The following is a 23,122-nucleotide window of genomic DNA, read 5'->3' as shown; positions in this document are numbered from 1 at the left end:
TATGGAGAAGTTATTATGAAATTACCAAAACAAGCAAAACCTGTTGTAAGAAATGTCAGCACAGCGAAAATAGAGGCCGGACTCTGTCAATCCGGTCTTTGTGAAACGGGTTGTAACCTGATTCCAAATGACACTGCAAAGAAAGTCTGCCTGGCAGCATGTCCAGTGGCAGGCAGTTTAGCAAGCAAAATTCCGGTGTTCGGCGGACTATTGGGCGGCATACTATAAGGAGGAAATGTTATGAGAGTGCCAAAACAAGCAAAACCTGTTATAAGAAATACCAGTATGGCAAAGATTGAGTCTGGACTCTGTCAATCCGGTCTTTGCGAAACGGGTTGTAACCTTATTCCAAATGACACTGCAAAGAAAGTCTGCCTGGCAGCATGTCCAGTGGCAGGCGGTTTAACAGGTATGATTCCGGGAGTAGGCGGGCTAATAAGTCACCTGTTTTAATAACGAGAAAGATAGTGAAACAGGAACCGAAGCCAAAATCGGTCAAATTGAACATTTCCAAGCGAGTGTGGCCTAATTAACAATATCATAATGCCACATAGCATTTAATGTCGAATGTTTGTGTAAGCAGTTTGTTCGGGTGTAATGTAATTGGGACTTACTGCCACAACATTCAAAAAACAACGCGATAGGATAGCTGCAATCGTTATGGTTGCAAGCTATCCCTTTATAATTTATAGTAGGTATTAAAAACCAGAAATAAGGAGGAAATGTTATAAGCGTACCGATATAGGCAAAACCTGTTGTGAGAAATGTCAGCACAGCAAGAAGTGTCAGCACAGCAAGAATCGAAACAGGAATCAGTCAATCTGATAATTGCCAGGATAATTGCAAAAAACTGCGAGGAGCTACAAGGGACTTGTGCTTTAAGATGTGTGAAGTTTACACGGTTGGATCATAAAATAAAAATGCTTTCAACCTTTAGCTATAAAAGCATCTTTTTAATTACCAGGTCTCTAATGCTTGATTTTGTGTTTCGATGTTGTAAGTTCCAGATTTGTTAAGTGTGTACGTAGCGACTACCTAATTGCTTGCACGTTGAATTAGCTAAAACGGCTTCTCAAAGTTGACTGCACTTGCAACTGATCCAACGTGCAAGCAGAATGAGCGATAGAAGTTCGTTCTTTTTAGCATGGATATTCACTGCTGATTATTTGGTAGATAAAATAAAATTGGCTGATTAGAGGTAACGGATAGCTACAATCTGTCTGATTGCAAGCCATTCCCGAACACTTACTTTTTGGTATCTCAAAATACGGTTTTCTGAGAGTATCATATGTTAAAATTAAGGAGAAAATTGTTATACCAACACATTTAAAATGTGTTCTGAAAAAAATCAGCATGGCGAAAACAGGGGTGGGGTTCGATCATTCTGATGAGCTGTATGTCTATTGATACTGGCATATGTGTTTATGCGGCAAATAATATCATTTATGACGAGATATTAAATGCAATAATCCAAAAAACTGGGGACTATCTCTCATAATCAATCCCAGCAATCCAGACTCATCTACCAGGTTCTGTTTCTATTATCCATCGTGACAAAATCAGCCAGAATTGCTTACTCTGTATAATATTTTATGTTTCAAGCGCAGTGTCGGAGACTGGACAGACTTTGAAATAAGATGCGCTGAGCTGAGACTTATTAGACTATGTCTTCTTTAGGGGCAGTTGAATGGAAGATGAAGCAAACTCGTATGAGCAAAAGGTGGGGAAAATGGAAAATATCAATATTTGCGCTATTTATATGATAGGCATTCTTGCATGGATTTCACTCTGGATTTGCAGCGGGGCAATGAAATCACTTAAAGTGATTAAAACATTATGGGTACCGTTTTGTTTATGCATTCTATTTATGCTGGCAAATGGACTTATTATAGTATGTAATCTTTCTGTGGGAGAAGTGGAATTGGAAGAGAGTCTTTTCAACTTTTTAGAAAATCGTTCCCAATTAGCATTGGAAGTATCTGCCAGCTTATTAGTAGTGGCCACAATTATATATGGTGTAAGTAGCGAAAAATATCCTGCTCTTTTCATTCGTTTAGAAACGCTGTCCTTTGTATGTCTGATCGGCTTCATGGCACCGGTAATGTGGATACCTGTCAATCAGCCTTATTGGTTAATGATATTGAGACATGCTCAAACAGTTCCGTATTTGATGGGAATTTTTTTGTGTGTGTCAGGAATTATGGTTCTTCTCAATGACATTTCCGAAATAGCTGAAAATGCAAGTTTTTCCAACCGGAAAGATAGGGATAAAACTCGATAGTAGGTAAGTTGCTACGTAAGAGCATATGGAAAAAATGATCAAGGCTTCAGGGCAGCAACGTGTTCAGAGCCGTATAAGTAAGTTTATTTATACATGAATAATTGCATTTCTCATCTGAATTATGGAACTGAAACAACGATGATCAGGAATATGCGAGATACTTCATATATCGAAAAAAAGCTTCGCGGCTACCTTTACGGTACTGCCTGCGCAGATGCTCTCGGCCGCCCTGTAGAACTCCTTACCCTTGACCAAATAAAAGAGAAGTATGGCGAACATGGGATTCTTGAGTTAACTCCTGATTCTCCCTGGACCGATGATACTCAGCTAATGCTCGTTCTCGCCAGAGGTCTCCTGCGTGGAGCAGAACTCGAGCTTCCCGAGCTTATGAGCAAGATAGCAGAGGAACTTGTACTCTGGCTGGACGAGCCTGACCTGGGTGCAGGAGCGACTACAAGAGGTGCAGCCCTGAGTCTGAAGGACAGAATTCCCTGGAACAAATCCGGAATCAGCTCTAAAACCTGCGGAAGCCTTATGCGAGTTGGGATTCTCGGTTTTGTTTACCAAAACGACCCTATAAAATTGGTTAAAGTTGCTCAGGTTTCAGGCCGAATAACTCACTCTCATCCTGTTGCAGAAGCTGCATCGATTGCTGGAGCATACTCAGTGAAACTTGCCCTTGACGGAGTGGACCCTGGGGAAATGTTTGAACCGCTTCTGGAGGTAACTAAGGGAATCTCTAAGGAATTCACTCAGGCACTGGAAAATTCCTATAAAGTGGCTTATAGTGACGTCGGAGATGAAGAAGGTTTGAAGAAACTCGGACAGGGCTGGTATGCGGATGAGACTTTTGCTTTGGCATACTTCTGTATATTACGTTATCCGAACGATTATAAGAAAGCAATACAGACCGCAGTGAATATAACCGGAGACTCTGATTCGGTTGCAAGCGTAGCAGGAGGCATTCTTGGGGCCAGGCTGGGAATTGATGCGATACCTGTTTCCTGGACTGAAGCACTTAAGGAGAAAGAAAAAATAGGGGAAATAGTGGAGCCTCTGCTTGAAAAGTATTTTCAGCTTTCAGGAAGCAAATTGAGGTCTTGAATTTATATTGAGGTTTTGAATTTATATTGAAGTTTTGAATTTATATTGAGGTCTTTAAATGGATTTTTCCGAAAAAAATAGGTATCTCGAGAAAAGTGTTTACTCTGAAAAAAATAATTATTCTAAAAACAATGATTATTCTAAAAATAATGATTATTCCGAAAAAGATCTTTTTTCCGGAAAAGGTGTCTACTGTTTGATATTTGAAAATAGTGCCTGCAAGCTTGAGATCGGTAAAAAAGGGGAGTTCTCTTTCAGTCCAGGGTTTCATATCTATGTGGGATCGGCTCTGGGGTCAGGAGGGCTTAAAAGAGTACAGAGGCATATCAATCTTTCCCGGAAACGAGACCGAAATCCCAAATGGCATGTGGATTATCTTCATCTTAGTCCTGCTTTCAGGCTGGTTTCAGCAGTTTATGCTTTTACTTCTGAGCGGTTTGAGTGTGCACTTGCCAGTAGAATAGGAGGAGATTCGGTGTATGGCTTCGGGTGCACGGATTGTACATGCAGTTCTCATCTATTTTATAGAATTAAAAATCCTCTTTCAGAGGTTACTGAAGCTTTTGAAGCCCTTGGACTTTCTGCCCTTGTACTGGAACTTTAATCTCTTTCTCCTGCGCTGGAATTCTCACTCTATCTCTTCCATCTCTTTTTCTCGGTAATGGCAGGAAAGCTTAAGGTAAAGTAGGATTTATTATATTCTCAAAAAAATATGGTTGTTTAATCAGGGGATGTCCAATGGAACAATTCTCTTTTATTGCCTGCATGCCTGATATACCCGGAGCATTGCACAGGGCAGCCGAAATTATTACACGGTACAAGGGAAACATTAACAGGATTCAGTATGACCGCAGGATAGATACACATACAGTTTTCTTTGAAGTAACTGCTGTTCCGCAGGCTTATGAAAAGATTCGTGAAGAACTGGAGAAAATAGGCTATCTCCAGACTTCCTTTCAGCCTGTGGCTTTCGTAAAGTTCCATATCTATCTTCCGAACTGCCCTGGCGCTTTGTTTGACCTCCTGAACTATATCACTTCATCGAAATCAAACATTACTTTTCTTGATTTTGATGATCGGGGAAAGCATCCTGAAAGGCTTGTCGTAGGTCTTCACATTGAGAACCCTAATACGACAGATTCCCTCCTGAATCAGCTTAAGTCCAGATACAGGCTAGACATTTTAGAGTATGATACTACTGGGGAGAAACTTGATGATACGGTATTTTATCTCAGGCTTGCCCAGAAGCTCAGGTCGTTTATAGGGACTACTGAAGATGATTTTTTGATGAGGTTCCTGCATGACATTAATCATATTACTCAGGAACTCTCAAACCTTCAGAAAGATCCGATTGAGGTTTTTGAGAATATTCTAAAAGTCGGGGATTGCCTTAACCGGACTTCAGGAAACAATTTTTATGCCGATGTGCAGAGGGTCAGAATAAAGGATGATATCGAACTTTTCTGTTTTCAACCTCCATGCGGGGGAAATATCTATCTTTTTGATACTCCCTACGAAAGGGTCATGATTGACACAGGGTATGGAATTTACTACCAGGACATCGTGAATATGCTCCAGTACTACGGGCTTGGAGATTTAAGCCGGCTTAAAAGGATTTACATTACTCATGCCGATGCCGACCATTGTGGAGCTGCCGGTTTTTTTTCCTCACCTTCTTATCTCAACCGTGAAACTTTTTTGATCACGCGAGAAACCAGCAGAGCCTATGGGTCAAGCCATCAGGACTGCATTCTGGAAGAGGTCTATACCAAGATAATTAACCTTTTTTCCAGGTTTACTCCCCCTACAAACACGGTTCTCTTTCCCGAAATTCCTCTCTCAAACGAAAAAATAGAAAAATGGGGTGAATTTCCTGTTATTTCCCGATTTCGAATCGGTGATATGGAATTTGAAGCCCTTGAAGGGATGGGAGGGCACATGCATGGAGAGGTCTTCTATCTTTGTCCTGAGGAGGGATTGCTCTTTCCTGAAGATGCAGTGATCAATTTCAAAAGCCTGGGCCCTGATAGAACAGCATATAATGTTCTGGCTGATTATCTCATGACGTCAGTGAATGTTGACAGCAAACTTGCGCAAGAAGAACGACAGGCCCTTCTTTCCCTCATTTCCAAGATTAATGAACAGCTCGCCGGGAAAAACAAAAAATGCCTTATCTGCTGTGGACACGGTTCTATATCCGTACTGGATAACGGAAAACTTGTCGAATATGTGGGTTCGGAGAGATATGTTGCAGGACAAAAAATGCATATCTAACTGAAATTTGTGAAAATTTCAATAAAAATAATCCAAAATAAATCTAAATCAAGTATCACTTAAAAAGTTAAAATTAAAAAGGCCAGGGCTCTTCAGCCCAAAGGTTTACAGCCCAAAGGTTTACAGCCCAAAGGTTTACAGCCCAAAGGTTTACAGCCCAAAGGTTTACAGCCCAAAGGTTTACAGCCCAAAGGTTTACAGCCCAAAGGTTTACAGCCCAAATATCTATTTTTCGTTATTTTTTTCTGTAAGGGTCCTTTCGGATTTCTCTAACTTTATACACTCAATCATTATAATCGATCGGGGGTAAATCCGATCTATTTTATCTCCAAAACCAATGTGAATATCCAAAATTAATGTAATCCAAAGTTAACGTAAAAAATTTGTAAAGAGTATTGGCAATGATACTTCTGAAAGAATTGGTTTACTCTCCTCCTCTCCCTCCGAATCCCTGGCTGCTTCCTCCATGTGAGGGTCCGCCTTCTCCGGTTTTACCAACTCCGGTTCCACCAAATGACTGGCTTTTTCCCCCACCCCCTTCACCAACCATTTGGCTGGCTGCGTCTATCGCTTGCATGAGAGAATCAGCGGACTTGTATTCTTCGTCAGGAATCATTTCTATCTGTTCAATTATATTTTTAGAAACATTTTGTTTTCTGACATGCTCTAAAACTTGTTCTTTTCTAATCGGAAACTGTAGATTCGATAATATATTCTGCATACTGCTGGTACTTGCTCTCATACCTTTCACCTTCCCCATCTTTATGGATTTACCCCCAAATTAAACAATTATATTAATCGTATAAATAAATACTTAGTTATATATTTTGAAAGTAGCTTTCCTGCAGCTGAAAATTCTTTTCAAGAATGATATTACTCTGTCGTATAAAGAGTGATATTACTCTGTCTTATAAATACTGTAAAAATCAGGTATGAAAAGTTTCGGAAAACGTTAAGTAAATAGATGCGAGGGGTGCGATTCGAACGCACGAATTCCTACGAAAATGGGTCCTAAGCCCATCGCCTTTGACCTGGCTGGGCAACCCTCGCACTAATGTTTGATTTCACTATCTCGTTTAATATGTTTTTAATTAAATATAAAACAGGAAAAAGAGCAGTTCAGATCTTCTTATTAGGAAATGATTAAATGCGCCGACCGGGATTCGAACCCGGGTTTTGGGCTTGGAAGGCCCAAGTCATAGCCGCTAGACCATCAACGCAAACTGCAACACATCTAGAGGTATTTGTGATATATATTCTTTTCGCTGCTAGAGTCTCATCTCTTGCGGACGGAGTCCTTTTAGCTAGCCTTTCTCGCTTAAGAGGGCTAACTATGGCAAGAAAGGCCATATTTTCAATGAGCTCAGGAAGAATGATTTACTCAAAATTTTGTTTTAGATTATGTCGCGGGCCTGTTTATAGCCTTTTTTGAAAAGGCTTGACCGCAACCCTTTTCAAAAAAGGTTTGACCGCAACCCTTTTCAAAAAAGGCTTGACCGAAAACTCTAGTACCGTTGAGTTTTAAATCTTATCCCCAAACCCTATAGGCGTGATCACAAGCCTTTTTAAAAAAGGCTTAAGCGCAAACTTTTTTAAAAAAAGTTTGATCAAAAATCCCTAGTAACAGTGTGATCACAAGCCTTTCAAAAAAAGGCTTGACGGCATACCTTTTCAGAAAATCTTTTATCGAAAACGAGATGATGTTTATGTTTTAGAACTTACCCCCAAACCCTATAGGCGTGATAAACCGGCGCAACGGTTTCGGGTCAACGGTTTCGGGTCAACGGTTTCGGGTCAACGGTTTCGGGTCAACGGTTTCGGGTCAACAGTTATGTTCAAGGGAGTTGAACTTTAATTAAGATACTGAGCTAAGAGAGTTGATTTGGGGTAAAGTGTTGTTTTTCTACTTACTGGAGAATGCAATATTGGATAAGGAATGTTACTTTACATCCATATCAGGTCAATTATCTCGAAACTTATGTCTTTTTTTATTTATTTCCGCTACTATATTTTATCAGCTTCCGCATTTGAGGAATTTTTACTAACTTTCCTATACATGCATTTTTTTGATTATAACTACCTGACGCGCTAAGTACAGGTATTTGTTTGAAGTTGTCCGATAGAGAAGTTAAAACCAGATATTAATATACAATCTGTCGAACCTGTATACAAATTTCTCATTTATGACATTTATCAATTATATATCTTAATTTTATACAGCTAGTTTTATCTTATTGTCAACCTTTAATTTGCGAGGGAGGATTTTTTCTTACACATATATTTAAGAATATATTGTAAAAAATACACCCCCCAATAGTGACATTTTATTACTCTGTTAAAACCGGATTTTTATTGAACTTCTTATTTTTTTATTAATTTTTTTTAATAAAAACACCTTTTTCCTGTACTTTCTTTTTAAATATTATTATTTAAAATTTAGAGGGATGTATCGTTTTAAATGTATTAGTAATTTTATCCTGATACAGGGTAAACAAACACTGTTATATTGTACTGTTTGAGGCAAATATCCAGTTTTTCTGACCTTTTACCCTTTATTTTATTTTTAATTTATTATCTTATTGTTTTGTCTTTTACTTCTTTTAATTTATTATCTTATTGTTTTGTCCTTTACTTTTTTAATCTATTATCTTATCGCTTTTTCTTTGATTTCCTAAATTCTTTACTTCTAGCCCGTTATTCTGGAATCTCAGTCAATCTGTTTCCCATAATTTGCATGTGCTGTTGTGTAACCGATAAATATTCGAGCTTAACAAAAAGTTAATGTAATGATCGTGTTATACGGAGTCTTAACGAATACAAAAGAGAATACTGCTCGCACTTTTTCTTACTGCTGGTCTGTCCTGGCATGTGCGGTCTGGCGTGTTCTTTATACATCTATACGATATTGAGTCCTCGGATAGTCATTTTATACTAGCTTAAACTCTATCTGATCCTCAAGCTCATATCGGGTAAAGGTAAAATTCCAAATATAATTATAAAATTCCAGAAAACATTGGTAAATTCTAAATAATTATTCGACATGGAAATCTTAAGATGACCTCAAAATAACAGTGTTTTAACTAAAGGACGAAAACAATGAGAACTTGAAGATTTATCTAGAATATAAGCTTTCCTTCTAACTTTACCGAAGGAAACAGTAAGTATTTACGAAACTATGTTTCGGAACTTAAGTTGAGGTAAATAAGATCATTACCGAATGCCCGCCCAAGTACACGGAGTAATATTGATGAATATTGAAGAGTGGGAAGAGTACAGATATGTTGAATCAGGAATAAGTAACTTCATTGCTCAAATGAACGAGTCCAGCCTAAAAAAAATGGTAGAACATGTCTGTAACACCGGAGGAAAACGAGTCAGGCCAATTATCCTCCTTCTCTCCAGTGAAATCTGTTCAGGCTCGTATCATCAGAGTCTCAATGCAGCTCTTGCTATTGAAATAATGCACTCGGCTTCCCTCATCCATGATGACCTGCTGGATCAGGGGCTTGTTAGAAGAAACTTGCCTTCAGCCCCTGAAAAATTTGGCCCTTCCAGGGCTCTTCTTTGTGGCGATTATCTGATTGCAAAATGCTTTGAGTTTATTTCTCCTTATGGAGAAAAAGTGGTCAGAGATTTTGGAAAAGCCGGGATGGATATGGCTGAAGGAGAAGTCCTTGATTTGAAACTTGATAAGAACAATTTCGGAGAAAGCAATTACTTCGAATGCATTTATAAGAAAACTGCTTCTTTATTTGCCATAAGCGCTTCCATAGGGGCATACACTGGAGGAGCTGATGAAGCCCTGGCAGAGCGTTTTAATTTCTTTGGAAATTGCCTGGGAACTGCATACCAGATTGTTGACGATATTCTTGAGTTTCTTGAAGTAGTCGAAGGCAAGGAATCAAAATTCACATCCGAAACTCTGCCGCATGTGTACATGAAAAATATGTCAAAGGAAAAAGCAATAGAAAAATCTATAGATGCTGTAAAGCTGCGTGTTAATGCCGCAAAAGAGACTCTGTTGACATTCAATGAATGTCCGGCAAGGGACAAACTCTTTCAGATCACTGATTATATAACTGTCGATATGCTTGAGATTATTTAATTGCTCAGCCCTTCCTGAAAAATGAACTGCGACACTGTCAAATTTCCGATATAATATGGAAAAATAATATTGTTAATTTGTCTAACCTAATAAATTTCTACCTTCTGACAAGTCTTTTAACTTCTGCCAATAACTTTACCAGGTGTATCCATGCGAGTATATGATAGTCCAGTACTTAAGGTAAATGCCAGTACAGAAAACGAAAAAATTGTGCTTGATGTCGAAGGTCCTCTTTCCCAGCTTGCAAAACCTTTCCTCAAGCGCATAAATAATATTTTTGCGGAAGAGAAACCCATTTCAGTGGATGAAAACGAGATTATCTTCTCTACATGGATCCCACCTATTCCGGGACCTGTTTTCAGCAGGGTAATAGGTGCTGAGATTGCAGCTATCCGGAAAAAAAGGGTTCCTGATCAGTTCTCAATAGGAATTACGGCTCGTTGTCCTAACCGCTGTATTCATTGTGGAGCAGCTGATATCAAGCCAGAAAAGGAACTTACCCTGAATGAAATTTCCGGGGCTGTGGACCAGAGCCTGGATCTTGGGTCTTACCTTATTTCTTTCGATGGCGGGGAGACTATGCTTCGAGACGATCTTGTAGAGATGGTAGCCAGAGTAGATAAATCCAGGGCAATTGCTACCTGTCTCACCTCAGGTTTCAAGCTTTCCGAAGAAAAGGCAAAGGAACTTAAAGCTGCAGGGTTATATGCTTCAAGAATTAGTCTGGACAGCCCATTTGAAGCCGAACACGACCGTATCCGGGGCCGAGAAGGTGCATACAGAGATTCAATATCTGGAATCAAAAATTCAATAGCTGCCGGAATCCTTACTGATATGTTTGTGGTTGTTTCCCCTCACAATATCGATGACCTCGAAGAATTTTACAACCTTGCATTTAACCTTGGAATGCATGAGCTTTCCATCTATGAAATTATTGCAGTCGGACGCTGGCTTGAGCACGAGAATGAGGTAATAGGAGAACAGGATGTCTCAAGGCTTGAGAAATTCCAGAAAAAAATGAACTCTAAACCTGAAGGTCCCAGGGTCACCGCATTTCCGTATTTTCTGGGCCCAAGTCTTTTTGGATGTTTTGCGGGAAGACGATGGATGCATGTTGCTTCGGATGGGGAAGTAATGCCGTGTGCTTACACTCCTCTATCTTTCGGAAATATCTGTGAAGAATCCCTGGAATCTATCTGGAAGCGTATGGGTAAACATAACGCTTACAAAAAAGATAATGCCGCATATTGCATGATGCGCAACCCCGATTTCCGGGAGGAATATATTCATACGATACCCCAGGGTGCAAAGATACCTTACAGAGTTAAATAACATTTTTATGTTATTTTTTATTTTGTACTTTTAATTGTCAGTGAAGAAAACAAAAGAGTTCATGGTTTTTTATTTAAATGCTCCTGTTTTCTTTTGAGAATGATCTACTTTTATACCTAAATTTTGGATACTGTTGTCTATATACCCAGTCTATATATCTTCGAAATATCTTCGAAATTGGACCGAAGTCTGCTTTAAAAAATTAGTTTTGAATGTTTTGATTCTTCTTTAAATTGGACTTAATTTGGAAAAAAATTTCCATAGTTTTGGTCAAATAAAGTAACTTTTATTTATTGCTCAAAAAGCTCTTAAAAAGCTTTTATTTATGAAAAAAAAGGCTAAAATCCCTTATATTTCTTAATTCACGTTTAGTTTTTTAACCGATTTTAATAGAGTTTTGAATATATTCTCAAGATTTTGCTTAAATTATTCAGGTTACGCCTCACATTTTATTTTCACTACTCTATTTGGTATTTTTTTTCCAGGTTTAATTATATTGTACTGTTATTGCCTAATTATTTTTTACTGTTATATTTAATCTTTTTCATTTTGACCATATATCTTGCTATTTATACTTCAAATATTCTTAAAAATTTCTTACATCCTGGATCTATAATGATTTTTCATTACAATTGTCCTGCTCTTCTTTGATAAAACCGAAGCTGTTATATAGTTCTTTCGCAAAGGATTTGTTAACTACCTCCATTGGAGTAGGGATTTTTAATTATTAATTTATATATTAAATTTTGAGAGACGGAGATTCACATGGCTAAAAATGAAATCTTATCTGAAATAAAAAAAGCAGAGGAAAGCGCTAAATCAATGGTTGACGAAGCCATTGAAGCTAAAAACAAGCGTATCTCCGAAGCTCGGGCTGAAGCCAGGGAAATCCTGAAACAGGCCGAAATCGATGCACATAAAGCTGCACAAGACTCTTTTAAAGAGGGTGAAAAAAAGATCCTGGAGGAAAGAGATAAGATCATAAACGATGGTGAAAAAAACGCATTAGCCATGTCCCAAAAAGCTCAAGCTAACATCGACAAATCCGTCAATTACCTTGTACAGGAGTTTGAGAGGGCGGTCCTTAATGAGTAGACCTAAACAGATGACAAGGGCCGTTATTGTCGGGCACAAAAGCATTCTAAAAGAAACCATCGATGCACTGCATGATACAAATCTTTTTCACGTCGAAGACTTTGTCGAAGACGAGTCTGGTTTTAAGATCAGCAAGCCATTCAAAAACGCAGAAGAAGTCTCTAAAAAGCTTGTGAAGATCCGATCTATCGCCAATTATTTGGGGATTGAAAGCAAAAAACCGGTAGTTCAGAAATCTGACGCTGTTCTGCGTGAACTTGACTCGAAATTAAATGAACTGGACAGAACAATTTCAACTAAAACGGAATCCATTTCCCAGCTTGAAACTGAATTAAAAGATATGGAGTCCCAGAAAAGGGAAATCCTGCCTTATCTGTCCATTGATCTTGATTTCGACTATTATCGTGGCTATGAAAACCTCAAGGTTTTCGCAGGCACTTTAAAAAGTAACCTGGAAGCAAGTCAGATTTCGAGTATCACCCAAGCTTACGAACTGTACTTTGACCCTCAATCAAAAGCAGTTGTACTGTTTGTAGCTAAAAATGATGCCGACAAAGTTTACGAATTACTTCAGGGTCTTGGATTCAAAGAGCTTAGAGTTCCTGAAAGAGGTGGTGTCCCAAGCGAACTTTTAAGATCCATTGAACAGAGAGAAGCCGACGTCACCAGAAGGATCGAATCCTTGAAAGGTGAGATCGAGTCCTTGAAAGCAAGGTACGCCGATTTTATTCTTGCAAGCGACGAAGTCCTGAGTATCGAGAGTCAGAAAGCAGAGCTGCCTCTTAGAATAGCTACATCTGAAAATGCATTCATAATTGATGGATGGACCCCCACCGAAAATTATGACAAGCTTGTCAGTGTGGTTAACAATGCCACTAACGGCAAGGCATACATAACCAGCCTCGAAGTTCACCATGAGGAAGAAGATAATGCCCCTGTCGAGTACAATAACTCAAAAGTAGTGGCACCGTTGCAGCAGGTTATGGATCTGTATTCCAGACCTAAATATTTTGAAATTGATCCATCTTCAGCAATTTTCATTACCTTCCCGCTGATCTATGGAATGATTCTCGGAGACATCGGATATGCACTGATACTGGGCACAATTGCGCTGGCTATCAAAAAGGCAATGAAGTCAGATGCAGTTAGTGATCTAATGAATATTCTTATCTATTGTCAGATTTGGTCAATTATCTTTGGAATTATTTATGGTGAGTTCCTTGGATTCTCGCTTGCGAGCGCGCATACAGCGCATGGAATAACGGCAGGCTTGATTCCAGGTTGGGAAACTATTACCCTCTTCGAGAGTATTGGAGGAGAAGAATTTACTTTCCCGATTCACAGGTCTCACATGGTAATGACTATGATTGGACTAAGCGTTTTCGTCGGACTGATCCATTTAAATCTCGGGTTCCTTTTCGGTTTTTCAAACATTGCAAGGCACCATGGGATGAAACACGCTATTCTTGAAAAAGGCAGTTGGATGATTATTGAGCTTGGTGTACTTATTGCAGCTGTTGGTTATATTGGCGGTTCAGCATTGATGTATGTCGGTGCTATTGTTCTTGTTCTTGGAATTGCGATGCTCGCCATGGGTGAGGGTATCGCCGGTGTGGTCGAATTGCCGTCTCTTATGGGTAACGCTCTCTCGTATGCCCGTATTATTGCAGTCGGTCTATCTTCGATTTATATCGCAGGTACAGTCAATGATATCGCCTTTCACATGATCTGGGCTGATCATTCTAAGATCGGTTTCGCGGCAATAGCTGCAATTATCGTATTTATACTCGGACACGCTCTTAACACCGTTCTGAGTATTATCGCTCCCGGACTGCACGCACTCAGGTTGCAGTACGTAGAATTCTTTGGAAAATTCTATCAAGGCGGGGGCAGAAAATTCAACCCATTCGGATATATAAGAAAATACACGGAGGAATAAAAACATGGTAGATGGAGCAACAGCAGGTCTTTTTCTGGACGCAGCAGGAATGAAAGCACTCGGTGCAGCAATCGCAATCGCAATTACTGGGTATGCATCTGCAATAGCTGAAAAAGATATCGGTACAGCAGCAATCGGCGCAATGGCAGAAAACGAAGGATTATTCGGTAAGGGCCTGATCCTTACTGTCATTCCAGAAACCATTGTTATCTTCGGTCTCGTCGTCGCATTGCTTATCAACTCTGCTTAAATTTAAGAGCTCTTTGCTCTTAAATTTCTTAGAGCATGCTTTAGTTTTACCTGGACTTTTTTCTACAACAGGCAGACCTAAAGCGGTTATATGCTCTAAGTTCCCCTTAGGTATCGTTGCACTCTAAGCAGCTTAGAGTTTTTGCTCTAGGCTTAGAGCACTTTTTTGCTCTAAATTTATTTGGAGGTGTAAGCATGGGACTAGAGATCGTTGTAAAAGACATCCAAGAGGGTGCAAGAGCTGAGGTTTCCCGTATAAAAGCCGAAGGCGATGCAAAGGCCTCCGAGATCATAAACGAAGCTAAAGAAATACAGAAGAAGATACTCGGAGACAGCCTTGCCAAGTCGGAAGAGGACCTCCAAAATCTGCACCAGCAGATCATATCAAGTGCAAACCTGGAAGTAAAAAGAATTACGCTTAACAAACGTAAGGAACTTCTGGATAAAGCTTATAACCAAACAGTTGAAAGAATCAAGTCGATGCCGGCATCCAAAAAAGAAGAGCTGTTGAAAAATATTCTCAACAAGTATCAAGCTAGCAGTGCTAGAGTTTACTCTTCGAAGGATTCGGAAGAAACTGTCAAGAAGTTAACTTCTCTATCTTACGCTGGCAATATTGATTCTATTGGCGGAGTTGTTCTGGAAAACGAGGATGGGACAATCAGGTTAGATTTCACATATGACTCAATCCTGAAAAATGTGTATGAGCGTTCACTGAAGCAGATATCTGATCTATTATACGGGTGATGTTAGATGCGGCTTTTGGAGAGACTCTGGGGACAAAAACCCTCACGAAAATCCGATAAGAAGAAAAGTGGCACTTCTAATTATCCCTACGCTGTAACCCGTGTTCGCGCTATGAAGAGCAAGCTGCTCCCTAAAGAATCATATCCTCGCCTTCTCAACATGGGGATTGATGAAATTACTCGCTTTATCCAAGAGTCCGAATACAAAAATGACGTTGACGAACTGGCAATGAAATATAGTGGTGGCGATCTGGCAGAACACGCATTGAACAGAAATCTTGCGCTCACCTATGATAAGTTGGTAAGGATCACCTCAGGAGAATTGAATTACCTGATTGTCGCATACCTCAAAAGATATGACATCTGGAACATAAAAACACTTCTCCGTGGTAAAATTTACAACGCGTCTGTTGAAGAGATTGTCGAGTCTCTGATTGCTGCCGGGGAGTTTACTTACACTTCAATGTCAGAACTTGCAGCCAAGGCCACATATCAAGAAATAATTGAGGCCCTGAAATACTCCGAGTATTATCCCTTGCTGCAAAAGTTTGACGGAACTAACCTGGCATACATAGAAAACGAACTTGACAAGATGTATTATACAGGCTTGTTTGAAGCAATCGGAAAACCAAGATCCAAGGACCGCAAGCTCTTTGTTAAAGTTGTCAGATTGGAAGTAGATGTTAAAAATTTAATTAACCTCTTAAGGTTGAAAAAAGCAGGAGTCGCGCAGCTTGATGAAATCATGCCTCTCATGATTGAAGGCGGTCTCGAGTTAAAACCCGAGAAACTGGCGCCTCTCCCATATGAAGAGTTTGTCAATGAGCTTCAAAGGACTCAGTACTGGGACGTAATTTCAGGCGTTACGGGTTCAGATATGACTTCTTTGACTACTCTTGAAAGCAGGCTCACAAGATATTATCTTGAATCTTCAACCATTCTTTCGCACGTATCCCCGATCTCAGTTGCGCCTATTCTGGATTATATTATTCATAAAAATAATGAGGCTACTAATCTCCGGATAATCTTCAGGGGTAAAGAGACTGGCCTCAGTGATGAGTTAATCAAAGACCAGTTGGTGGTTATCTAATGGAATTAGCGGTGATCGGAAAGAGCGAGTTTGTTACAGGATTCAGACTGGCTGGTATCAGAAAGGTTTATGAAACCGCTGATACTGCGACCACTGAATCCACTGTAAGATCTGTGCTTGAAGATAAGAGTGTCGGGATTCTTGTAATGCATAATGATGACATTAGTAATCTGCCGGAAATTCTAAGAAAGAACTTAAACGAGTCTGTCCAACCTACAGTAGTAGCGCTAGGAGGTAGCGGAGCAGGCTCGAATTTAAGAGACAAAATAAAACAAGCGGTAGGTGTTGATCTGTGGAAGTAAAAGGTGAAATTTATCGTGTGGCTGGGCCTGTCGTCACCGCTATCGGCTTGGATGCAAAGATGTATGACCTTTGCAAAGTCGGTAACGAAGGGCTGATGGGCGAAGTCATCCAGATAGTAGGTGGCAAGACCATCATCCAGGTTTACGAAGAGACAGGAGGCGTCAAACCAGGTGAGCCCTGTGTAACTACAGGTATGTCTCTGGCAGTAGAGCTCGGTCCAGGCCTTCTTTCCAGTATTTATGATGGGGTTCAGAGGCCACTGCATGTCCTGCTCGAAAGGACGGGCGGTTTCATTGGCAGAGGTGTCACTGCAGACGGGCTTGACCACAAAAAAATCTGGGAATTTAAGCCCGTTGTCAAAAAAGGCGACCACGTAACCGGTGGAGATGTGATCGGTGTTGTTCAGGAAACAGTAAACATTGAACACAAGATTATGGTGCCCCCTGAAATCTCAGGTACAGTTGCTGACATCAAGAGCGGGAACTTTACTGTAATAGAGACTGTCTGTACCCTCACTGACGGAACCGAACTGCAAATGATGCACAGATGGCCAGTCAGAAAACCAAGGCCGGTAAAGAAGAAACTTACCCCAACCAGGCCCCTGGTCACAGGGCAGAGAATCCTTGACGGACTTTTCCCTGTCGCAAAGGGAGGTACTGCTGCAATTCCAGGACCTTTCGGGTCGGGTAAAACAGTTACTCAGCAGCAGCTTTCAAAGTGGAGTGATACCGAGATTGTGGTCTACATCGGCTGTGGTGAGCGTGGAAACGAGATGGCAGATGTTCTGTGGGAGTTCCCTGAACTTGAAGACCCGCAGACCGGAAGGCCACTCATGGAGCGTACCATCCTTGTCGCTAACACTTCAAACATGCCTGTGGCTGCAAGAGAAGCATCTGTGTACACGGGAATGACGCTTGCTGAGTACTACCGTGATATGGGGTATGACGTTTCCCTGATGGCAGACTCCACCTCAAGGTGGGCAGAAGCCATGAGAGAAATCTCCTCCCGTCTTGAAGAAATGCCTGGTGAAGAAGGTTACCCGGCATACCTGTCTGCAAGGCTGGCAGAATTCTACGAGCGTGCCGGAGTTGCTCAGACTCTATGTGGTGAGGAAGGCTCAATTACTGCTATTGGTGCAGTGTCCCCACCCGGTGGTGACTTCTCCGAACCTGTTACTCAGAACACTCTGCGTATCGTGAAAGTATTCTGGGCTCTGGACGCAAAGTTATCCCAGAGGCGTCACTTCCCTGCAATTAACTGGCTGAACAGCTACAGCCTGTATAAGGAAGGTCTCAATGACTGGTTCACTGAAAATGTGGCTCCTGACTATGTGCCTATGAGGGAAAGGGCAATGGATATGCTGCAGACAGAATCCGAACTGCAGGAAATCGTGCAGCTTGTCGGTTCCGATGCTCTGCCGGAAGAACAGCAGCTCCTGCTTGAAATTACCCGTATGATAAGGGAAATCTTCCTGCAGCAGAACGCATTCCACCCGATAGACACATACAGCCCATTCGAAAAACAGTACAGGATCATGAAGGCCATCATGAAATGGGGAGACGCTGCAATGGATGCCCTGAAAGCAGGTGTACCTTCTTCTGAAATTATCAAAATGTCATCAAAGGACGAGCTTCCCAAGGTTAAGTTCGAAGAAGACTTCGATGGTTCTTTGAATGCTGTCCTTGCAAAAATGGATAAAGAGTTTGCAGCCCTGGGAGGTAAGTAAACATGGCAAAAGAGTACAAGACGATCACTCAGATTGCAGGGCCTCTTATCTTTGTCGAAAAAACAGAGCCTGTAGGTTACAATGAAATCGTTAACATTAAGATGGCTGATGGATCTATTCGCAGAGGTCAGGTGCTGGACTCTTCCGCCGACATTGTGGTTGTCCAGGTTTTCGAAGGTACTGGTGGGCTTGACAAGGAATGCGGTGTAATTTTCACCGGTGAAACCCTGAAGCTTCCCGCATCCCTTGACCTTCTCGGTAGGATCCTTTCCGGTTCAGGAGAACCAAGGGACGGTGGACCACGTATTGTTCCAGACCAGCTTCTGGACATTAACGGGGCCGCAATGAACCCGTACGCCAGGTTGCCTCCTAAAGATTTCATCCAGACAGGTATCTCCACAATCGACGGGACAAACACACTGGTCCGTGGGCAGAAACTGCCTATCTTCTCAGCATCAGGTCTCCCGCACAATGAAATTGCCCTGCAGATCGCAAGGCAGGCTTCTGTGCCCGGTTCCGAATCTGCTTTCGCAGTGGTTTTCGCAGCAATGGGTATCACCAATGAAGAAGCCCAGTATTTCATGAGCGACTTTGAAAAGACAGGCGCTCTGGAAAGGGCAGTTGTGTTCCTCAACCTTGCAGACGATCCTGCTGTCGAACGTATAGTCACCCCACGTATGGCTCTCACAGCAGCCGAGTACCTGGCATACGAGCATGGCATGCACGTTCTTGTCATTCTGACTGACATCACCAACTATGCGGAAGCTCTCCGTCAGATGGGTGCTGCCCGTAACGAAGTGCCTGGCCGTCGTGGATATCCTGGTTACATGTATACTGACCTTGCAACTCTTTACGAGCGTGCAGGTATTGTCAAGGGTGCCAAAGGATCCGTTACTCAGATTCCTATCCTCTCAATGCCCGGTGACGACATTACCCACCCGATTCCTGACCTGTCCGGCTATATCACCGAAGGACAGATCGTGGTTGCCAGAGAACTGCACAGAAAAGGTATTTACCCGCCAATTAATGTGCTGCCGTCCCTGTCAAGGCTGATGAACTCAGGTATTGGAGCAGGCAAGACAAGAGAAGACCACAAGGCGGTTTCTGACCAGATGTATGCAGGTTATGCAGAAGGACGTGACCTGAGAGGTCTCGTGGCAATCGTCGGTAAGGAAGCTCTGTCCGAAAGAGACACCAAGTTCCTCGAGTTTGCTGACCTGTTTGAGGACAAGTTTGTCCGTCAGGGCAGAAACGAAAACAGGACGATAGAGGACACTCTGGAGATCGGATGGCAGATTCTTACTCACCTTCCTGAGAACCAGTTGGGCAGGATTGACAACAAGTATATTCAGAAATATCACCCGGCACACAGAAAGGCTAAGTGATTGCCATGGCTCAGCAGGACGTAAAACCAACTCGGTCAGAGTTAATCCAGCTCAAGAAAAAGATCAAGCTGTCTGAAAGCGGGCACAAGCTCCTGAAGATGAAAAGAGATGGTCTGATCCTTGAGTTCTTTAAGATCCTTAACGAAGCAAGGAACGTCAGAACCGAGCTGGATGCTGCCTTCGCAAAAAGTACTGAGCAAATCAATCTAGCCTCTGCTGTGAATGGAATGGTTGCAGTCAGATCAACTGCCTTTACAGCAAAGGAGTCTCCTGAAATTCAGCTTTCAGGTCACAATATCATGGGTGTTGTGGTTCCCAAGATCAGTTCTACTGGAGTCCGCAAATCCCTCGTTGAGAGGGGTTACGGTATTATTGGAACAAACTCATACATCGATGAGACTGCTGATGCCTATGAGGATCTTGTAGAAAAGATCATTACTGCAGCAGAGCTTGAAACTACAATGAAAAGACTCCTTGATGAGATCGAGAAGACCAAGAGGCGTGTTAACGCTCTTGAATTTAAAGTTATTCCCGAACTCAATGCGACCATGAAGTTCATCCGGTTTGCCCTTGAAGAAATGGAAAGGGAAAACACCTTCAGGTTAAAGAGAGTCAAGGCAAGAATGAGAGATTAAGCTTGATTTGAATGGCAGCGTGTGATGACCGACCGAATCTGGTTGAAAGAACAGTATTGAAGTTGGGTGAACCCAAAAACCAGGCCCGCCTGTTGCAGGTGGCCTGGAGAATTTCCCTTTTGATGATGGTTTTGGGGTTCATCATTATAATAAGAACAATTTCTCCATATGTGTGACCTGAATTTCAGGATGATTCTGATCCTGAATTCAGCCACAGATTTTTGCTTCTATCTTTTAGTTTCTATCTGAATTTAGTTTCTATTTGGATTTAGTTTCTATTTGGATTTAGTTTCTATTTGGATTTAGTTTCTATTTGGATTTAGTTTCTATCTGAACTTTTTCGGTTCAGCATGTAATTTTATGCTCGTTTTTAAAAACGTGTTATTGTTTACTCTTGTCTTACTTGACTGAAATCTGTACTTTTCTATGCTTACAATCTGTGTAGTTGAAGTTTTGATCAGTTTATGATACTGCCGGACACTTTTATTATTTAGAAAGCTATTTTAATGACAAAAATTAATCTCTATTTTATATGCAAAACGAAGCAAGGCTTCTCCATATTACCGGTACTGTCCAGGGAGTAGGTTTCCGCCCCTTTATATATCAGCTTGCAAAAGTCCATGGACTCTTCGGCTACGTGAAAAACCTGGGAAATTATGTGGAAGTTCTTATAGAAGGAAATAAGGAAAGTCTTGATAAATTTGTTAAGGAACTTCCTGAAAAAAAGCCTCCACTAGCTAAAGTTAAGGAAATCAAAACAAAGAATGTTCATTTTTCCGGGTATTCTAAATTTATTATCGTGCCTAGCGAATCCGGAGTTTTTGAAAATTCCATAATTCCTCCTGATACGGCTATTTGCGAACAGTGCAGGTCTGAGATTTTTGATCCTTCTTCCAGGTATTTCCACTATCCTTTTACAGTCTGCACAAACTGCGGACCCAGATATACAACTGTCCGGACCCTTCCTTATGACCGGGAAAATACCACTATGGCAGATTTTCCTCTTTGCCCGGAATGTGAAATCGAGTATACCGATCCTCTCAATCGAAGATATCATGCCCAGCCTGTCTGTTGCCCAAAGTGCGGGCCGGAGATCTGGCTTTCGGACTCCGAAGGAAATGTCCTGGTAAAAGGTTATGAAGCAATTTCACACGCCTCAGATCTCCTTCAACAGGGCTTAATTCTTGCTGTAAAAGGATTTGGAGGGTTTCATATAGCTTGCAATGCGCGAGAGGAGGAGCCTGTAAAGGAGCTTAGAAGACGGTTAAGGCGTCCGGAACAACCTTTTGCGGTTATGGCAAAAAACGCCGCCGTTACTGAAACTTTTGCAAGACTTGATGGCGGAGGTAGAGAATATTTAACTTCTCACCGCCGGCCTATTACTGTGCTTCCAAGGTCTAAGGCGTTCGACCTGGCAGAATCGGTCACTCCTGGCCTTCACAATATCGGGGTTATGCTTCCCTATACAGGCACGCAGAATCTGCTTTTTGACTGCGTACCTGATGCAGTATACGTTATGACCTCGGCAAATCTTCCAGGAAGGCCTATGGTTGTCGAGAACAAAGAGGCTCTTGAGAAACTTAGAGGGATTGTTGATTATTATCTGTTACACAACCGGGTTATTGCAAACCGAAACGACGATACTGTTATTCGGATTGTTAATGGAAGGGCAGCTTTTATCCGGCGTTCTAGAGGCTTTGTGCCTGAACCCATAGAACTGCCTTTCGAACTCAAAGCTTCTATAGGAGTGGGGGCTGAAATGAATTCTACTGTTACTGTGGCAAAAGGAAAGCTTGCCTATATCTCTCAGTATATAGGAAATACCAGTCATGTAGAAACACTCAGATATCATTCTGAGGTTGTCAGGCACCTTATCCGACTTACTGGAATCGAGCCGCTTTACTGGGGTTGTGATCTGCACCCTGCATTTAATACAACCCGGTTTGCGCTAAAGATGGGAGGAGAAAGTACTCTTCAGGTTCAGCACCATCATGCACATATGTTAGCTCTTATGGCTGACAATTCCCTCCCCCTGGATTCCCGAATTCTCGGAATAGCTCTTGACGGTGTAGGATATGGCAGTGACGGTACAGTCTGGGGAGGCGAACTCTTTGAATCCTCTTACTTCGGACACGAACGTATCGGTCATTTACTCCCTCAGCCGATGCCAGGTGGAGATCTTGCCTCGAAGATACCTTCAAGAATGGTTTTAGGTATCCTTTTTGAAAAACTTGGAAGAGCAGAACTGGAAAAACTTCCTCTTGTTTTTCCAAAGGGAGCTGTGGAATTTTCAACGGTGATGAAACAGCTTGAAACTGGAGTAAATGTTATTCGAAGCAGCAGTACAGGACGAGTACTGGATGCAGCAGCTGCGTTGCTTGGAATTTGCGAGATGAGAACATATGACGGGGAACCATCAATGAAACTCGAATCTGCCGCAACGAAGAGTACTCATACCGTAGATCTTCCAATAATCTTCAAGAAAGATATAAACTCTGGACTTCCTCTGCTTGACACTACTGAGCTTTTTCTGGGTGTTTATGAACTTTTAGGCAAGTATCCTCCTGTTGACCTTGCTTTTGCGGTTGAGGAGAGCTTTGCGAAAGGAATTTCAGAACTTGCCATCTCTCTTGCCACAAAAAGAGGACTTGAAAAGATAGGGTTGAGTGGAGGAGTTGCCTATAACAATCACATAACTTCGTGCATTGCGAGAACTGTTACTGAAGCAGGTTTTGAATTCCTGGCTCACCGTCAGGTTCCCTGTGGCGACGGATGTATTTCATTCGGGCAAGCACTTGCGGCAGGGTTAAGCATAAAATCTGAGAATAAGTTTTAAAAACTTTCCTGTCAGGTTGATG

At 41.5% G+C, this 23,122-nt stretch carries 20 protein-coding genes and 2 tRNA genes; 19 read left to right on the top strand and 3 right to left on the bottom strand.

From position 1 onward, the window contains the following. The first annotated feature begins 15 nt into the window (after positions 1–15). From MSBR3_RS15700 to MSBR3_RS15670, 6 genes are all read left to right on the top strand, one after another. Complete coding sequence (locus tag MSBR3_RS15700) at positions 16–228, top strand: hypothetical protein (protein ID WP_155396837.1); 213 nt, start codon at positions 16–18, stop codon at positions 226–228. Between the two features lie 12 nt (positions 229–240). Continuing rightward, a complete protein-coding gene (locus MSBR3_RS15695; RefSeq protein ID WP_048109121.1) occupies positions 241–453 on the top strand; it encodes a hypothetical protein in 213 nt (70 codons plus the stop codon). 1,234 nt (positions 454–1,687) lie between these two features. Next, a complete protein-coding gene (locus MSBR3_RS15685; protein WP_048109119.1) occupies positions 1,688–2,281 on the top strand; it encodes a hypothetical protein in 594 nt (197 codons plus the stop codon). Between the two features lie 150 nt (positions 2,282–2,431). After that, positions 2,432–3,385 carry an ADP-ribosylglycohydrolase family protein gene (locus tag MSBR3_RS15680; RefSeq protein WP_230627542.1) on the top strand — a complete coding sequence of 318 codons (954 nt, stop codon included), beginning with the start codon at positions 2,432–2,434 and terminating at the stop codon, positions 3,383–3,385. Positions 3,386–3,443: 58 nt separating this feature from the next. After that, a complete protein-coding gene (locus tag MSBR3_RS15675; RefSeq protein WP_080942334.1) occupies positions 3,444–3,989 on the top strand; it encodes a GIY-YIG nuclease family protein in 546 nt (181 codons plus the stop codon). Positions 3,990–4,123: 134 nt separating this feature from the next. Further along, entirely contained in the window at positions 4,124–5,659 is a 1,536-nt protein-coding gene (locus MSBR3_RS15670) for an MBL fold metallo-hydrolase (RefSeq protein ID WP_048109117.1), read from the top strand. Between the two features lie 424 nt (positions 5,660–6,083). Here MSBR3_RS15670 and MSBR3_RS15665 read toward each other — a convergent pair whose 3' ends face one another. The 3 genes from MSBR3_RS15665 to MSBR3_RS15655 form a co-directional block, all read right to left on the bottom strand. Next, complete coding sequence (locus tag MSBR3_RS15665; RefSeq protein WP_196296968.1) at positions 6,084–6,401, bottom strand: DUF2795 domain-containing protein; 318 nt, start codon at positions 6,399–6,401, stop codon at positions 6,084–6,086. Between the two features lie 223 nt (positions 6,402–6,624). Then, positions 6,625–6,709: transfer RNA gene (locus MSBR3_RS15660), tRNA-Leu, on the bottom strand. Between the two features lie 98 nt (positions 6,710–6,807). Then, positions 6,808–6,879 (bottom strand) — tRNA-Gly (locus MSBR3_RS15655). A 1,997-nt stretch (positions 6,880–8,876) separates the two neighbouring features. On the opposite strand from MSBR3_RS15655, the gene MSBR3_RS15650 reads away from it, so the two are divergent. The 13 genes from MSBR3_RS15650 (at position 8,877) to hypF (ending at position 23,100) form a co-directional block, all read left to right on the top strand. Then, on the top strand, positions 8,877–9,764 hold the full coding sequence (locus MSBR3_RS15650; protein WP_048109115.1) for a geranylfarnesyl diphosphate synthase: 888 nt from the start codon (positions 8,877–8,879) through the stop codon (positions 9,762–9,764). Between the two features lie 150 nt (positions 9,765–9,914). Next, positions 9,915–11,096 carry a radical SAM/SPASM domain-containing protein gene (locus tag MSBR3_RS15645; protein WP_048109114.1) on the top strand — a complete coding sequence of 394 codons (1,182 nt, stop codon included), beginning with the start codon at positions 9,915–9,917 and terminating at the stop codon, positions 11,094–11,096. Between the two features lie 765 nt (positions 11,097–11,861). Then, the gene (gene ahaH, locus MSBR3_RS15640) at positions 11,862–12,191 is read left to right on the top strand and encodes an ATP synthase archaeal subunit H (RefSeq protein ID WP_048109113.1); all 330 of its coding nucleotides are present in this window, start codon (positions 11,862–11,864) and stop codon (positions 12,189–12,191) included. Beyond that, entirely contained in the window at positions 12,184–14,130 is a 1,947-nt protein-coding gene (locus MSBR3_RS15635; RefSeq protein WP_196296967.1) for a V-type ATP synthase subunit I, read from the top strand. Before ahaH ends, MSBR3_RS15635 begins: the two co-directional genes overlap by 8 nt. A 4-nt stretch (positions 14,131–14,134) precedes the next feature. Next, positions 14,135–14,380 carry an ATP synthase gene (locus MSBR3_RS15630; protein ID WP_048109111.1) on the top strand — a complete coding sequence of 82 codons (246 nt, stop codon included), beginning with the start codon at positions 14,135–14,137 and terminating at the stop codon, positions 14,378–14,380. Positions 14,381–14,574: 194 nt separating this feature from the next. Further along, the gene (locus MSBR3_RS15625) at positions 14,575–15,126 is read left to right on the top strand and encodes a V-type ATP synthase subunit E (RefSeq protein ID WP_048109110.1); all 552 of its coding nucleotides are present in this window, start codon (positions 14,575–14,577) and stop codon (positions 15,124–15,126) included. 6 nt (positions 15,127–15,132) lie between these two features. Further along, complete coding sequence (locus MSBR3_RS15620; RefSeq protein ID WP_048109109.1) at positions 15,133–16,215, top strand: V-type ATP synthase subunit C; 1,083 nt, start codon at positions 15,133–15,135, stop codon at positions 16,213–16,215. Further along, the gene (locus MSBR3_RS15615) at positions 16,215–16,517 is read left to right on the top strand and encodes a V-type ATP synthase subunit F (RefSeq protein WP_048109108.1); all 303 of its coding nucleotides are present in this window, start codon (positions 16,215–16,217) and stop codon (positions 16,515–16,517) included. The genes MSBR3_RS15620 and MSBR3_RS15615 overlap by 1 nt, the downstream gene beginning before the upstream one ends. Then, entirely contained in the window at positions 16,508–18,244 is a 1,737-nt protein-coding gene (locus MSBR3_RS15610) for an ATP synthase subunit A (protein WP_048109107.1), read from the top strand. The genes MSBR3_RS15615 and MSBR3_RS15610 overlap by 10 nt, the downstream gene beginning before the upstream one ends. Positions 18,245–18,246: 2 nt before the next feature. Continuing rightward, entirely contained in the window at positions 18,247–19,629 is a 1,383-nt protein-coding gene (locus tag MSBR3_RS15605; RefSeq protein ID WP_048109106.1) for an ATP synthase subunit B, read from the top strand. 5 nt (positions 19,630–19,634) lie between these two features. Beyond that, positions 19,635–20,264 carry a V-type ATP synthase subunit D gene (locus MSBR3_RS15600; protein ID WP_196296966.1) on the top strand — a complete coding sequence of 210 codons (630 nt, stop codon included), beginning with the start codon at positions 19,635–19,637 and terminating at the stop codon, positions 20,262–20,264. A gap of 11 nt (positions 20,265–20,275) precedes the next feature. Then, the gene (locus MSBR3_RS20765; protein ID WP_196296965.1) at positions 20,276–20,440 is read left to right on the top strand and encodes a hypothetical protein; all 165 of its coding nucleotides are present in this window, start codon (positions 20,276–20,278) and stop codon (positions 20,438–20,440) included. Between the two features lie 356 nt (positions 20,441–20,796). Then, the gene (hypF, locus tag MSBR3_RS15595) at positions 20,797–23,100 is read left to right on the top strand and encodes a carbamoyltransferase HypF (RefSeq protein ID WP_048109104.1); all 2,304 of its coding nucleotides are present in this window, start codon (positions 20,797–20,799) and stop codon (positions 23,098–23,100) included. Positions 23,101–23,122: the final 22 nt, after the last annotated feature.

Origin of the sequence: Methanosarcina barkeri 3, assembly GCF_000970305.1 — an archaeon.
Lineage (GTDB): Archaea > Halobacteriota > Methanosarcinia > Methanosarcinales > Methanosarcinaceae > Methanosarcina > Methanosarcina barkeri_A.
The sequence above is the reverse complement of the archived record's forward strand: the minus strand, read 5'-3'. Positions and strand labels throughout refer to the sequence as shown.